Source organism: Frateuria sp. GZRR35 (assembly GCF_051900415.1).
GTDB lineage: Bacteria > Pseudomonadota > Gammaproteobacteria > Xanthomonadales > Rhodanobacteraceae > Frateuria_A.
In genome coordinates, this window is record NZ_JBHZGL010000004.1 from 65,891 (window position 1) to 79,078 (window position 13,188).

The following is a 13,188-nucleotide window of genomic DNA, read 5'->3' on the forward strand; positions in this document are numbered from 1 at the left end:
GGCTAAAATAGGGGTTTGCACGGGCCCGAAGCCCGCCTCAAGGCCCACCATGATAACCGCAAGCCCCGCCGCCCGCCTATCGCCGACCCTGCCCGACTGGCGCGAGCTGTGGCGGGACGCGATCACCGACGCCGGCGAGTTGCTCGATGTCGTGGGACTCGCGCACCTGGCCGATCGGCTGCCGCCGGCCGATGCCGGCTTCGCGCTGCGGGTGCCGCGGGGTTTCGTGGCGCGCATGCGCCAGGGTGATGCTCGCGACCCGTTGTTGCTGCAGGTGTTGCCGCAACTGGCCGAACTGGACCATGTGCCCGGTTTCGTCCCGGACGCCGTGGGCGACCTGGCCGCGCGCGAGGCGCAGGGCGTGCTGCACAAGTACCACGGCCGCGCGCTGCTGATCGCCAGTGGCAGTTGCGCGATCAACTGCCGCTACTGCTTCCGCCGGCACTTCCCTTATGGCGAGGAGATCGCCGCAGCCGGGCAATGGAAGCAGGCGCTGGCCCATCTCAAGGACGATGCGTCGATCAGTGAGCTGATCCTGTCCGGCGGCGACCCGCTCGCCCTGGCGACCTCGAAGCTGGAAGAGCTCGGCCGTGGCCTGGCCGACCTGCCCCAGGTGACCCGCCTGCGTATCCACACCCGCCTGCCGGTGGTGCTGCCCGAGCGCATCGACGGGCCATTCCTGGCCTGGCTGGAGGCTCTGCCGCTGCAGAAGGTCGTGGTGCTGCACGCCAACCATGCCAACGAGTTCGACGCCGGCGTGGACGCCGCCTGTGCGGCCCTGCGCCAGGCCGGTGCCACGCTGCTCAACCAGTCCGTGCTGCTGCGCGGGGTCAATGACGCGCCCGCTTCGCTGGCCGCGCTGTCCGAGCGGCTTTTCGCCGCCGGCGTGCTGCCCTACTACCTGCACCAGCTCGACCGCGTGCAGGGCGCGGCCCATTTCGAAGTGGACGACGCGCGCGCCCTGGCCCTGGTCGAGGACCTGCGCCAGCACCTTCCCGGCTACCTGGTACCTCGGCTGGTGCGCGAGGTCGCCGGGGACGCTTCCAAGCGCCCACTGTGACAATGCGGCCCGCCGGATGAGGCGGGCGTTGCCTTTGTGCGAGTTGCCGCTGGCGCTCTGTGGGGGAATCCGTTACAAACCGTGGATGGAAGGTGAACGGCTGGAACCGGCTCGCCTTCCGGTCGCGGCGAGGGGCGCCAGCGATCCCGCCGATCCACGGGCAGCCGCCAGGGCTCAATGAAAAAAGACTCCGTCATCAAGATCCTCTTCGTCGAAAAATCCGTCGAGGATGCCGAACAGATCATCAGCCTGCTGCGCAACGCCGGCATCGCGGTACGTCCCGCGCGGGCGACCCAGGCCGACCAGGTGCAGGCGGCACTGGACGAGCTGGAGCCGGACATCGTGCTGTTCGACCCCGCCGCCGGCCTGGAGCTGCGCGAGGTCGCCCACCTGCTGGACGCGCACGGCCGCGACGTGGCACTGCTGGCGCTGGTCAACCAGCTCGACACCCAGAGCGTGGCCGAGATGTTCGCCGGCGGCGTGCGCGGCACCGCGCTGCGCACCCAGCCCAAGCAGCTGATCGCGGTGCTGCAGCGCGAGTTCGAGTCGCTGCACACACGCCGCCAGGTACGCCTGCTGGAAGCCGCGCTGCGCGAGTCCGAGCGTCGTTGCGACGCCCTGCTCGATTCCTCCACCGACCCCATCGCCTACGTGCACGAAGGCATGCACGTGCGCGCCAATCGCGCCTACCTGGAAACCTTCGGCTACGAGGAGTTCGACGACCTCCTCGGCCTGCCGGTGCTGGACATGATCGGCACGGCGGACGCCGAGGCTTTCAAGGGGCTCCTGCGCGCCCATTCGCGCAAGGAAAAGGCGGCCAACCAGGTCGAGCTGCAGGCGCGCCGCGCCGACGCCAGCACCTTCAAGGCCACGGTCGAATTCGCCGGCGCCACCTTCGAGGGCGAACCCTGCCTGCAAATCGTGTTCCGCCGTCAACAGGTAGACCCGGCGCTGATCGAACAACTGCAGCGCGATCCGGTCACCGGCCTGTTCAACCGCGCCCGCACGCTCGAGACCATCGATGAATCCGTGGCCGCCGCGGCCAAGGGCAAGAAGGGCCAGACCCTGCTGCTGATCGAGCCGGACAACTGGCAGACCATCGTCGCCGGCATCGGCCTGGGCCAGGCCGACGAGCTACTGGCGGCATTCGCGGGCCGCATCAGTGCGCTGCTGGGCGAGACCGACATGGCCGGCCTGCTGGCCGAGCACACCATCGGCGTGATGCTCCAGTCGCGCAGCGACGAGGCGATCAAGCAGTGGATCGACGGCGTGCTGCAGTCCATCGCCAGCGACATTTTCGACGCCGGCACCCGCTCCATCACGGTCACGGCCAGCATCGGCGGCAGCCTGCTGGGCGAGAAGAATGCCAATGCCGAGCTGCTGCTCAACCAGGCCAGCCAGGCGCTGCGCAACGCGCAGAGCCAGGGCGGCGGTCGCAGCGAGCTGCACGACCCGGCCGCACGCGAGAAGGCCGAGGAAGAGCGCGAGCGTTACTGGCTGCAGCTGCTCAAGCAGGCGCTGGAACAAGACAATTTCGTGCTCTACCACCAGCACACGATCAGCCTGCAGGACGCCGAGGGCGAATATTCCGAGGTGCTGCTGCGCATGAACGGTCCGCAGGGCGAGGTGCTGCCTGGCTTCTTCATGCCGATCGCCGAAAAGCACGGCCTGACCCCGGCGATCGACCGCTGGGTGCTCAACCGCGCGATCGAAATGCTCAAGGCGCGCGACGGCCAGGGCGTGCAGACCACGTTCTTCGTCAAGCTCACGGCCCAGTCGATGCAGGAGGCCGCGTTCCTGCCCTGGCTGGAAGACCGACTCAAGCGCGCCGGGCTGCGCCAGGGCCAGATCGTGCTGGAGATGACCGAGAGCAAGGTGGTGACGCTGCTGCGTCCGGCGCAGGAGTTCATCACCCGCTGGAAGAAGATGGGCGGGCGCTTTGCGCTGGAGCAGTTCGGCTCGGGCCTCAATTCGTTCCAGTTGCTGACCCACATCGACGCCGACTACCTGAAGATCGACCGCACCTACATGAACCAGTTGCCGCAGCACCCCGAGAACCAGAAGAAGATCGGGGAGATCTGCGTGCAGGCCCACGAGATGAAGCGACTGACCGTGGCCGAGTGGGTCGAGGATGCAACCAGCACCTCGCTGCTGTTCGCCTGCGGCGTGGATTTCGTGCAGGGCAACTTCCTGCAGGAGCCGCAGCGGTTGATGTAGCCCCCCGGCCAGGCTGACCTGTGCCGGCCTGCCGCATGGCGGTCGCGCACAGGGCGTGCTCCGACAGGGATCTCGACTTTCTGACGCGCAAACGAAAGCCCCGCGGATCGCTCCGCGGGGCTTTCGCGTAAACCGCTATGCCAGCGCTTACTCGGCGGCGGCGGCAGCAGCAGCCTTGGCAGCAGCCTTGGCAGCAGACACGGCGGCGATGTCTTCCTTGATGCGGGCAGCCTTGCCTTCCAGGCCGCGCAGGAAGTACAGCTTGGCGCCACGGACCTTGCCCTTGCGCTTGACCTGCACCGAATCGATCGCCGGGCTGTGCGCCTGGAACACGCGCTCCACGCCGGTGCCGTGCGAGATCTTGCGCACGGTGAAGGCCGAATGCAGGCCGCGGCTGCGCTTGGCGATGACGATGCCCTCGAAGGCCTGCACGCGCTCGCGGTTGCCTTCCTTCACCTTGACGTTGACCACCACGGTGTCGCCGGGGCCGAATTCCGGCAGCTGGCGGGTGATCTGCTCGGCTTCGAACTGTTCGATGATCTTGTTCATGGCAACACCTGATTGAAATTTGCAATTACTGCGGCTTGACGGCCGCTTCGTCGTGCCGCTGCTGCTCTTGCCGAGCATGCTCGCGGCGGAATTCTTCCAGCAATGCGCGGGACTGTTTGTCCAGCGCGCATTGCGCCAAAAGGTCGGGCCGCCGCAGCCAGGTCCGTCCCAGCGACTGCTTCAGGCGCCAGCGGCGGATCGCCGCGTGGTCGCCGGAGAGCAGCACTTCCGGCACGTCACCCAGTGCGTCGTGCACCGGCTTCGCGTAGTGCGGACAATCGAGCAGCCCGTTCGAAAACGAATCCTGCTCGGCGGATTGCGCGTCGTTCAACGCGCCTTCCTGCAGCCGGCCGACCGCGTCGATGATCACCGCGGCGCCCAGCTCGCCCCCGGACAGCACATAATCGCCGATGGAGAGCTCCTCGTCGACCTCGTGCGCCAGCAGGCGTTCGTCCACACCCTCGTAACGCCCGCAGAGCAAGGCGATGCGCGGCAATTTCGCCAGCGCTTCCACCCTGCCCTGCGTCAGCCGCGCTCCCTGCGGACTGAGATAAATCACGTGCGCCGGTTCCGGCGCCGCCTCGCGCATGGCCTTCATGGCCGCCCGCAAGGGTTCGATCAGCATCACCATCCCGGGCCCGCCGCCGCAGGTGCGGCCGTCCACGGTGCGGTAATTGTCGGTGGCGTAGTCGCGCGGGTTCCAGGTTTCCACCTGCAGCAACTGGCGCTGCTGCGCGCGTCTTACCACACCGACGGCGGCGCACTGGCGCATGAAGTCGGGAAACAGCGTGACGACGTCGATGCGCATCGGATCCTCGATTCCTAGAACTCCGGATCCCAGTCCACCACCATGCGCCCGCCGGAAAGATCCACCGAACGCACGTAAGTCCCCTGGACGAAGGGCACCAGCCGCTCGCGCGTACCGTCCCTCACCACCACCACGTCGTTGGCGCCGGTGGCGAACAGGTGGCTTACCCGTCCCAGCAACACCCCTTCGGTGGTGACGACCTCAAGCCCCTCGAGGTCGACCCAGTAATACTCGCCTTTGGCCGGAGGCGGCAGCAGCTCGCGGGCGACATGGATGTCCAGTCCCACCAGCGCCGCCGCGGCATCGCGGTCGTCCACGCCAGGCAGTTGGCAGATCAGCCCCTTGCCCTGCGGACGTCCAGTAATACCGCCAACTTCCATCACCTCGCCCGGCGCCTTTTCGAGCAGCCAGGGCTGGTACTTGAAGATCTGCGTGCGGGGCTCGGTCCAGGATTCGATTTTGAGCCAGCCCTGCACGCCATACAGCCCGACGATGCGTCCGACCAGGACGCGCCGACCGGCTGTAGCCATGCTTAGGCAGCAGCCTGCTGCTTGCCGGCTTCCTTGAGCAGGGCGGCGACCTTGTCGGTCAGCTGGGCACCCTTGCCCACCCACTCGTTCACGCGCTCGACGTTGAGCTCGAGGCGCTTGTCCTTGCCGGACGCGACCGGGTTGTAGAAGCCCACGTTCTCGATGCTGCGACCGTCGCGCTTGTTGCGCTGGTCGGTCACGACGACGTGGTAGAACGGGCGGCCCTTGGCGCCACCGCGCGAAAGACGAATCTTGACCATAAGTAAAAGCTCCAGAGGTGCCGGCCGTGCCGGCAGCACGCACGGGATCCGCGCGCGGTAAACGCGGCATTTTAGTGGATTTTCGGTAAAATGGAAGACCTGCAGGCTACCGGGCACGCCATTTGCCTGGAGCCCGGCGCAGGCACGGGGCTTCAGCGCATCGGCGGGAAACCGCCGCCCATCCCGCCCATGCCCTTCATGGCGCCGCGCATCTGCCGCATCAGGCCCTTGGTGCCGCCCTTGGAGAGCTTGGACATCATCTTCTCCATCTGCATGTACTGCTTGAGCAGGCGGTTGACGTCGGCCGGCTGCGTACCCGAACCGCGCGCCACGCGTGCGCGACGCGAGCCGTTGAGCAGGTCGGGATGGCGGCGTTCTTTCTTGGTCATCGAACCGATGATCGCGACCATGCGCTTGATCTCGTTGTCGTTGACCTTCGACTTGACGTTGTCCGGCAGGTTCGCCACGCCCGGCAGCTTGTCCAGCAGGCCGGCCAGGCCGCCCATGTTGTTCATCTGCTCGAGCTGGTCGCGCATGTCGTTCAGATCGAAGCGCTTGCCCTTCATCACCTTCTGGGCGAGCTGCTGCGCTTTTTCCTGGTCGACCTTGCGCTCGACTTCCTCCACCAGCGACAGCACGTCGCCCATGCCCAGGATGCGTTGGGCCAGGCGATCGGGGTGGAACGGCTCCAGCGCGTCGGTCTTCTCGCCCGCGCCCAGGAACTTGATCGGCCGACCGGTGATGTAGCGCACCGACAGCGCGGCGCCGCCGCGGGCGTCGCCGTCGGTCTTGGTCAGCACCACGCCGGTCAGCGGCAGCGCCTCGCTGAAAGCCTTGGCGGTGGTGGCCGCGTCCTGGCCGGTCATCGAGTCGACCACGAACAGCGTCTCGACCGGCGTGATCGCGGCGTGCAGCGCCTTGATCTCGCCCATCATCGCTTCATCGATGTGCAGGCGGCCGGCGGTGTCGACCAGCAGCACGTCGACCACTTCGCGGCGGGCGGCGGCGATCGCGGCCTTGGCGATGTCGACCGGGTTCTGCCCCGCCTCGGACGGGAAGAAGCTCACGCCGACCTGCTCGGCCAGCGTGCGCAGCTGCTCGATGGCTGCCGGACGGTAGACGTCACAGCTGACCACCATCACCTTCTTTTTCTTGCGCTCGGTCAGGAAGCGGGCGAGCTTGGCCACCGTGGTGGTCTTGCCCGCGCCCTGCAGGCCGGCCATCAGCACCACCGCGGGCGGTTGCTGGGCGAGGCTGAGCTCGGCGTTGGCCGTACCCATGACCTTGGTCAGCTCGTCGCTGACCACCTTCACCAGCGCCTGGCCGGGCGAGAGGCTCTTCAGGACCTCCTGGCCGACCGCGCGTACCTTCACCCGCTCGATTAGCGCCTGCACCACCGGCAGCGCGACGTCCGCCTCCAGCAGCGCGATGCGCACCTCGCGCAGGGACTCGCGGATGTTTTCCTCGGTCAGCCGGCCGCGACCGCGCAGGCGGTTGACGGTGGCGGAAAGGCGTTGGCTGAGCGACTCGAACATGGGATCGGCACGACAGAGGGAAACACCAGATTATAGCCGGCCCGGAGGCACGGTTTTGCGGCGGCCGCTCAAGCGGCCGCCGCACGCCCGGCTACGGGTCGGCCCTGGCGGGGGGGGGGGGGGGGGGGGGCCCCCCCCCCCCCCCCCCCACGCCCGTTTACGGTGCTGCGCTGGCGGTCTTTTCCAGAGCGGGCTGGGCCTTGATCCACGTCGCCAGGTCGGTGATGACCTTCGGATCGACCGTCGCCGGTGCCGTGTAGTCGGCGATGGTGCCGGTCTTGCCGGCAGGCATGAACAAGTGACTCAGGCCGGGATACAAGTGGAAGGCGGTGTTGTCACGCTGGCCCAGCGCCTCCTTCCACCGTCCGAAGTCCAGCGTGGGCGACACCTGGAAATCACTCGCACCCTGCAAGAACAGCATCGGCATCGACAGCGCCCGCGCGTCGGCCAGCGGATCGACCCGTTGCCAGCTCAACCAGTAAGTCTGCGGTGCGTTGCTGAAGTTTCCCGCCGGCGCGTCCTGGCCAGGCCCGACCTTGGCCAGCAATGCTTTCTCGTCGGTGACGGCCTGCACGCTCTTCCGGACATCCTCGGCCGACAGGCCGGCCCGGATCGACTGCTCGCGCGCCTGCTGCTCGAGTGCGTCCAGGATGTGCCGCGCCGGCCCGGCCATCAGCACAAGGCCGGCCAGTTGCGGATCGCGACGGCCGATGCGCGGCGCCATCATCGCGCCCAGGCTGTGGCCGACCACGAACACGCGGTGGGCGTCGACGTGCGGCTGTTTCGCCAGCAGGCGCGCGGCGGTCACGGCATCGTCGGTGACTTCCGAGTCGATCACGCGCCCGGTCTTGTCACCCCAAGTCTGGTTGTAGTCGAAGTTGCGCTTGTCGTAGCGAAGGGAGGCGATGCCCAGGCGGGCCAGGCCCTCGGCGATGTCCCGGAAGGGCCTGTTCGGCCCGATCAGCTCGTCGCGGTCGTTGTCGCCCGAGCCCGATACCAGCACCACCGCCGGAAACGGCCCCTCGCCGGCCGGCAGCGTGAGCGCGCCGAACAGCGGGCCTGCCGGCGAAGGTACGTCCAGCCGCAACACGCGACCGCCGCCGGCCAGCGCGTGCGGTTCCTCCGGATGCGGCTTGACCGCATGCGAGAGCAGCCCGGCCATCGCCTTGGGCATGATCCGCACCGTTTCGATCCGGTCCTGCGAATCGCAGCGGGTCAGCATGACCTGCGTGCCCTTGGCGAAGACCAGATCGGTGCTCATCACGTTGGCCCGCACCAGCGGCGCCTCGTGGTCGCGATAGGCACCGGACTGCGTCTGCAGCGTGGCCCATACGTGCCCGAGCGCCTTCGCATCGAGCTTGCCCGCCAGCTCCGGGGTGAAATCCGCGCCCGCCTTGGCGAAGTCGCCGTGCCCAAGGGCATCGGCGAGGGCCGCCGTATGGGTGCCGCACGCCGCCGAGGGCGACTCGGCCAGCACCTGGCCGGAACAAAGCAGCGCAGCGGAACCGAGCGCGGCCAGGACAGTGGTTCGCAACAACATGGGCAATCTCCTTCTGCAACATGGACCGCATGGCGGCATGACGATCAATCGCGCGACGCAAGCTCGCGATGGATCCAGTACGAGTAGGCAACCGGCGCCAGGCCAGCCAGGACGAGCAAGCCAACCGGCAACCAGTGGGGCGCGCCCGCCAGCGCGCCGATCACCGCGCCAAGCCCGCCCAGCAACATGACCCACCCGCCGATACGATGGGTGCGCTCCCACACCGCGTCGCTGGAAAGCGTCCAGGGCGTGCGGATGCCGAAGAAGGCGTTGCGGCGCAACTTGCCCATGTAATTGCCGATCACCATGAAAAGCACGCCCAGCGCGACCAGCGCGATCGGCACGACCGGCATCGGATGGCCGGCGCTGCCCAGCAGGATCGCCAGGTCGATCACCAGCCGGCCGCCTGGGTAGCCAACATCGCGATGTCGAACACCCTGACGCTGGATGGGGAGTCGAACTGGCGTGGCGCGATCCGCGGCAGCAATGCCGCAAGTAACGCGATGCCCACCAGCAGCATCGCCGGCAGGAACGCCGACCAGAACCGCGGCGTCCACCGGGTGGGCTGGCCATGCAGGTCCCAGTGCGTGGGCACCAGCGCGGGAAGGCGCGGATAGGCCCATAACCCAACGGCCACCGCGATCAGCACGAACAAGCCCGAGACGATCACTGTGCGCGAGGGTTTCATCGCTTGCCTCCGGATTTGGGCTTGGCGGGGAACAGATCCATCAGCATCCGGGCCAGGTCCTCGAACACGGTGCTGTTCAACGAATAGACGATGTACTGGCCGCGCCGTTCGGTGCGCACCAGGTCGGCCTGCTTGAGCACCGCGAAGTGGTGCGACAGCGACGCCGGGGTGATGTCGAAGTGCGCGCCGATCTCGCCGGCCGTGAGCGCACCGCCCTGCAGCCGCTTGAGGATCGCGCGACGGGTGGGATCGGCCATCGCCTTGAAGACTTCCTGCTGCTTCATTGGTCCGCCCGTACTTCGATGGCTCATATATTTAGATATTTCTCTAAATATCTCAACCCCACTTCCGGCATGGTCCCGTCGGCCGACCGCGACCGCGTTCACCCCGGCCGGGCGCTATGCCACACTTGCACGTCATGGTGTCCGCCCTCTCGATCCTCGCCATCGCCTGCTACCTGCTTGCCTCCGGCCTGCTGGCGTGGCCGCTGTTCCGGCATCAGGCGGCCACGCCGTCGGTCGCCTGGCAGCGCCCTGCCCTCGCGGTGGCAATGCTGGCCGTGCTGGCGCACGCGGGCGTGCTGCTGGGCATGCACCGCGGCGCGCTGGACCTGCATTTCTTCGCCGCGCTTTCGCTGGTTGCCTGCGTGGTGTCGGCACTGACCCTGTTCGTCAACCTGAGCCGGCCGGTCGCCGCGCTGGGCGTAGTGGTGTTTCCCCTGGCGGCGGTGCTCGTGGCGATCGACAGTTTCCTGGCGCCAGCGACCATTCCGGTGGCGATGGACTGGCAGATCAAGCTGCACGTAACGGTGGCGCTGGTGGCCTTCAGCCTGCTGTCGATCGCCGCGGTGCTGGCGCTGGGCCTGGCCGTGCAGGAACGCGGCCTGCGCCACCGTCAGTTCGGGCCGTGGCTGCGTGCGCTGCCGCCGCTGACGTTGACCGAGACGCTGCTGTTCCGCGTGATCGGTGCGGGATTCGCCCTGCTCACCTTGACGCTGGTCACCGGCGCGCTGTTCGTGGGCAACCTGTTCGGCCAGCACCTCGTGCACAAGACGGTGCTTTCGATCGTCGCGTGGCTGGTGTTCGGCGTGCTGCTTTACGGGCGCTGGCGTTTCGGCTGGCGCGGGCGCCGCGCGGTCAACCTCACGTTGATCGGCATGGCAGTGCTGGTGCTGGCGTTTTTCGGCTCGAAGTTCGTACTGGAACTGGTGCTGCACCGGCCGCTGCCTCGCCTGTAATCCCGGGTGGGCTTCGGCTCACCGCCCCCACCTACCGTCCCGCCGCAACTCGACCGGCAGGCCCGACCTGGCTGCCTATAGTCGTCAGGACCAGGCAAGGAAACGGGGGCCGCATGCAGCAAAACCGAAAGCCCGAAGGGCGCGTACGCCGCATCATGCGCCAGACTGCCTTGGGCCTGGGCGGGCTGGTCATTCTGCTGGCCGCGTCCGGCGCTCTCTACAACACGCTGGAACTGCATCGGTTGCGGGCGGCCTATCCGCCGCCGGGAAAGATCTACGCGGTGGACGGGCATGCCATGCACCTCTATTGCCTGGGTGCAGGCTCACCCACCGTCGTGCTCGAATCGGGCCGGGCCGAAAGCTTCCTCGTGTGGGGCAAAGTTCAACCAGCCCTGTCGCGAACGACGCGCGTGTGCTCCTACGACCGCGCCGGTCTGGGATGGAGCGAAGCGACGGAGGGTCCGCGCGACTCGGAGCACATCGCCTCGCAGCTCCATGGCCTGCTGGCAAAGGCGGGCATCGATGGCCCACTGGTGTTGCTGGGTCACTCGGCTGGGGGCCTGTACATCCGAGGGTACAGGGCACGCTACCCCGACCAGGTCCAAGGGCTCGTGTTCGTGGACGCAACGATGCCCGAAAAGACGCCGCCACATCTGGCCGCACTCGTCCATCACGAGGGCCTGGAAGTGACGATCTTCCAGATGGCCATCGCACTCGGCATCCCGCGCCTCCTGGGTGACTGCTCCACGCCGCCCCCAGGGTTCGACGCCACCGCGAATCTGTGGCGCGCGGACGCCTGCAAGCCAAGCTACGTGACCGCTTACAAAGCCGAAAGCAAGGCATGGCCGTTGGCGGTGAGCGAAGTCGAGCGCGCCGAAGGCCTCGACGATCTGCCGATCGTGGTGCTCTCGCGCGACACCCATCTGCCGCCTCCGCACAATCTGGCCGCCGCGGTACCAAAGACCGAGCTGGAACAAGACGGCCGCAACCACGACGCTGCGCAGGAAGCGCTCGTGCATCTCTCCAGCCGTGGCCGGCGGATCATCGCCCAGGGCAGCAGCCACTACATCCACTTCGACCGTCCGGCGCTGGTGGTGCGCGAAGCCAGATCCCTCGTCCAATCCCTCCGGACGGGGCGCGATCAACCGGGTCTGGGCACGACTATCACCCAATAGGCAATACCCGGTCGACGGATTGCGCTGCTACGCGTCGCGGCAGGCATCGATGGCCTGTGACAGACGCTCCACGCCAATCACTTCCATCTCACCCACCTTGCCCTTCTTCGGCGCGTTCGCCTTGGGCACGATGGCCCGGCGGAAGCCGTGCGTGGCGGCTTCCTTCAGGCGCTCCTCGCCGTTGGGCACGGGGCGGATCTCGCCGGAGAGGCCGACCTCGCCAAAGGCGATGGTCTTGTCCGGCAGCGGGCGGTCGCGCAGTGAGGACAGCACGGCGAGCAGCACCGGCAGGTCAGCCGCGGTTTCCTGCACGCGGATGCCGCCGACCACGTTGACGAACACGTCCTGGTCGTAGGCCGCGATTCCGCCGTGGCGATGCAATACGGCCAGCAGCATGGCCAGGCGGTTCTGCTCCAGGCCCAGCGCCACGCGCCGCGGGTTGCCCAGCGAACTCTGGTCGACCAGCGCCTGCACCTCCACCAGCAGCGGACGAGTGCCCTCGCGAGTGACCATGACCGCGCTGCCGGAGGTCGGTCCGCTGTGCGCGGAGAGGAAGATCGCCGACGGGTTGGGTACCTCGCGCAAGCCCTTGTCGGACATGGCGAACACGCCCAGTTCGTTGACCGCGCCGAAGCGGTTCTTGAACGCGCGCAGCACGCGGAAACGGCTACCCGACTCGCCCTCGAAGTACAGCACCGCATCGACCATGTGTTCGAGCACGCGCGGACCGGCGATGCCGCCTTCCTTGGTGACGTGACCGACCAGGAACACGGAGGTCCCGGTTTCCTTGGCGAATCGCGTCAGCTTGGCCGCCGACTCGCGTACCTGGCTCACCGAACCAGGCGCCGCGGTGAGCAACTCCGTCCAGATCGTCTGGATCGAGTCGATCACCAGCACGTGCGGCCGCGTGGCGATGGCCTGCTCGAGGATGCGCTCGATGCAGGTTTCGGCCAGCGCCTGCAGCGGCTCGAGCGGCAGGCCCAGACGCTGTGCGCGCGCGGCCACCTGCGAGAGCGATTCCTCGCCGGTGACGTAGACACTCGCCAGGTGCGCGCCCAGCGTGCCCAGCATCTGCAGCAGCAACGTGGACTTGCCGATGCCCGGGTCGCCACCGATCAATACCACCGAGCCCTGTACCAGGCCGCCGCCGAGCACGCGATCGAGCTCGCCGATGCCGGTGTGCGTGCGCGCCTCCGTGGTGGCTGCGACGGCGGTGAGCGGCGTGACTTTCGCCGCGCCGGCCGCGTTGCCGGCATAGCTGGAGCGCTGCGCACCGACCGAGGCTTTCGCGATGGACGCCGGCGCCAGCACGACCTCGCTCAGCGTGTTCCACACACCGCATTCGACGCACTGGCCCTGCCACTTGGAGTGCTCGGCGCCGCAATCGGTGCAGACGTAGGCGGTCTTGGCTTTGGCCATGGAGATGTTCCGGTGGTCGAAGGCGAGGAGCTTAGCCCGCCGGGCTCGCACGGGGCGAGACAGCGGGTACCGGTTTCGCCTGTAGGAGCGCACCCTGTGCGCGACCGCGCGGCATGGCCGTGCATGGCGATCGCGCACAGGGTGCGCTCCTACGTGGGGGCGGCGGATGC

General features: G+C 67.7%; 14 protein-coding genes. 4 read left to right on the forward strand and 10 right to left on the reverse strand.

Annotated features, from left to right (window positions below):
• Positions 1 to 49 precede the first annotated feature (49 nt).
• Positions 50 to 1,060 (forward strand): EF-P beta-lysylation protein EpmB, encoded by a 1,011-nt coding sequence (gene epmB / locus ACFWZ3_RS06510; protein ID WP_439706926.1) that lies wholly within the window; start codon positions 50 to 52, stop codon positions 1,058 to 1,060.
• A gap of 177 nt (positions 1,061 to 1,237) precedes the next feature.
• Positions 1,238 to 3,277, forward strand: a complete 2,040-nt coding sequence (locus ACFWZ3_RS06515) for an EAL domain-containing protein (protein WP_439706927.1) — start codon at positions 1,238 to 1,240, stop codon at positions 3,275 to 3,277.
• A 147-nt stretch (positions 3,278 to 3,424) separates the two neighbouring features.
• On the opposite strand, the gene rplS is transcribed toward ACFWZ3_RS06515, so the two are convergent.
• From rplS to ACFWZ3_RS06560, 9 genes are all read right to left on the reverse strand, one after another.
• Entirely contained in the window at positions 3,425 to 3,826 is a 402-nt protein-coding gene (gene rplS / locus ACFWZ3_RS06520) for a 50S ribosomal protein L19 (RefSeq protein ID WP_439706928.1), read from the reverse strand.
• A 25-nt stretch (positions 3,827 to 3,851) separates the two neighbouring features.
• Positions 3,852 to 4,634 carry a tRNA (guanosine(37)-N1)-methyltransferase TrmD gene (gene trmD / locus ACFWZ3_RS06525; RefSeq protein WP_439706929.1) on the reverse strand — a complete coding sequence of 261 codons (783 nt, stop codon included), beginning with the start codon at positions 4,632 to 4,634 and terminating at the stop codon, positions 3,852 to 3,854.
• 14 nt (positions 4,635 to 4,648) lie between these two features.
• Entirely contained in the window at positions 4,649 to 5,164 is a 516-nt protein-coding gene (gene rimM / locus ACFWZ3_RS06530) for a ribosome maturation factor RimM (RefSeq protein ID WP_439706930.1), read from the reverse strand.
• Between the two features lie 2 nt (positions 5,165 to 5,166).
• The gene (rpsP, locus tag ACFWZ3_RS06535; RefSeq protein WP_091333189.1) at positions 5,167 to 5,424 is read right to left on the reverse strand and encodes a 30S ribosomal protein S16; all 258 of its coding nucleotides are present in this window, start codon (positions 5,422 to 5,424) and stop codon (positions 5,167 to 5,169) included.
• Positions 5,425 to 5,576: 152 nt separating this feature from the next.
• Positions 5,577 to 6,959, reverse strand: a complete 1,383-nt coding sequence (gene ffh, locus ACFWZ3_RS06540) for a signal recognition particle protein (RefSeq protein WP_439706931.1) — start codon at positions 6,957 to 6,959, stop codon at positions 5,577 to 5,579.
• A gap of 157 nt (positions 6,960 to 7,116) precedes the next feature.
• On the reverse strand, positions 7,117 to 8,499 hold the full coding sequence (locus ACFWZ3_RS06545) for an alpha/beta hydrolase family protein (RefSeq protein WP_439706932.1): 1,383 nt from the start codon (positions 8,497 to 8,499) through the stop codon (positions 7,117 to 7,119).
• Positions 8,500 to 8,543: 44 nt separating this feature from the next.
• Entirely contained in the window at positions 8,544 to 8,894 is a 351-nt protein-coding gene (locus tag ACFWZ3_RS06550; protein WP_439706933.1) for an SdpI family protein, read from the reverse strand.
• Positions 8,891 to 9,187 (reverse strand): DUF1648 domain-containing protein, encoded by a 297-nt coding sequence (locus tag ACFWZ3_RS06555; protein ID WP_439706934.1) that lies wholly within the window; start codon positions 9,185 to 9,187, stop codon positions 8,891 to 8,893. The genes ACFWZ3_RS06550 and ACFWZ3_RS06555 overlap by 4 nt, the downstream gene beginning before the upstream one ends.
• A complete protein-coding gene (locus ACFWZ3_RS06560) occupies positions 9,184 to 9,471 on the reverse strand; it encodes an autorepressor SdpR family transcription factor (protein ID WP_439706935.1) in 288 nt (95 codons plus the stop codon). Before ACFWZ3_RS06560 ends, ACFWZ3_RS06555 begins: the two co-directional genes overlap by 4 nt.
• Before the next feature lie 134 nt (positions 9,472 to 9,605).
• Here ACFWZ3_RS06560 and ACFWZ3_RS06565 point away from each other — a divergent pair, with 134 nt between their 5' ends.
• On the forward strand, positions 9,606 to 10,424 hold the full coding sequence (locus tag ACFWZ3_RS06565; RefSeq protein WP_439706936.1) for a cytochrome C assembly family protein: 819 nt from the start codon (positions 9,606 to 9,608) through the stop codon (positions 10,422 to 10,424).
• Between the two features lie 113 nt (positions 10,425 to 10,537).
• Complete coding sequence (locus tag ACFWZ3_RS06570) at positions 10,538 to 11,599, forward strand: alpha/beta hydrolase (RefSeq protein ID WP_439706937.1); 1,062 nt, start codon at positions 10,538 to 10,540, stop codon at positions 11,597 to 11,599.
• A gap of 27 nt (positions 11,600 to 11,626) precedes the next feature.
• Here ACFWZ3_RS06570 and radA read toward each other — a convergent pair whose 3' ends face one another.
• Positions 11,627 to 13,018 carry a DNA repair protein RadA gene (gene radA, locus ACFWZ3_RS06575; RefSeq protein WP_439706938.1) on the reverse strand — a complete coding sequence of 464 codons (1,392 nt, stop codon included), beginning with the start codon at positions 13,016 to 13,018 and terminating at the stop codon, positions 11,627 to 11,629.
• Positions 13,019 to 13,188: the final 170 nt, after the last annotated feature.

Excerpts from the sequence above, each read along its gene's own strand:
- trmD (WP_439706929.1), bottom strand. The coding sequence starts at position 4,634 with ATGCGCATCGACGTCGTCACGCTGTTTCCCGACTTCATGCGCCAGTGC.
- ACFWZ3_RS06560 (WP_439706935.1), bottom strand. The coding sequence starts at position 9,471 with ATGAAGCAGCAGGAAGTCTTCAAGGCGATGGCCGATCCCACCCGTCGC.
- ACFWZ3_RS06565 (WP_439706936.1), top strand. The coding sequence starts at position 9,606 with ATGGTGTCCGCCCTCTCGATCCTCGCCATCGCCTGCTACCTGCTTGCC.
- radA (WP_439706938.1), bottom strand. The coding sequence starts at position 13,018 with ATGGCCAAAGCCAAGACCGCCTACGTCTGCACCGATTGCGGCGCCGAG.
- ACFWZ3_RS06515 (WP_439706927.1), top strand. The coding sequence starts at position 1,238 with ATGAAAAAAGACTCCGTCATCAAGATCCTCTTCGTCGAAAAATCCGTC.
- ffh (WP_439706931.1), bottom strand. The coding sequence starts at position 6,959 with ATGTTCGAGTCGCTCAGCCAACGCCTTTCCGCCACCGTCAACCGCCTG.
- ACFWZ3_RS06570 (WP_439706937.1), top strand. The coding sequence starts at position 10,538 with ATGCAGCAAAACCGAAAGCCCGAAGGGCGCGTACGCCGCATCATGCGC.
- ACFWZ3_RS06555 (WP_439706934.1), bottom strand. The coding sequence starts at position 9,187 with ATGAAACCCTCGCGCACAGTGATCGTCTCGGGCTTGTTCGTGCTGATC.
- rimM (WP_439706930.1), bottom strand. The coding sequence starts at position 5,164 with ATGGCTACAGCCGGTCGGCGCGTCCTGGTCGGACGCATCGTCGGGCTG.
- rpsP (WP_091333189.1), bottom strand. The coding sequence starts at position 5,424 with ATGGTCAAGATTCGTCTTTCGCGCGGTGGCGCCAAGGGCCGCCCGTTC.
- ACFWZ3_RS06545 (WP_439706932.1), bottom strand. The coding sequence starts at position 8,499 with ATGTTGTTGCGAACCACTGTCCTGGCCGCGCTCGGTTCCGCTGCGCTG.
- epmB (WP_439706926.1), top strand. The coding sequence starts at position 50 with ATGATAACCGCAAGCCCCGCCGCCCGCCTATCGCCGACCCTGCCCGAC.
- rplS (WP_439706928.1), bottom strand. The coding sequence starts at position 3,826 with ATGAACAAGATCATCGAACAGTTCGAAGCCGAGCAGATCACCCGCCAG.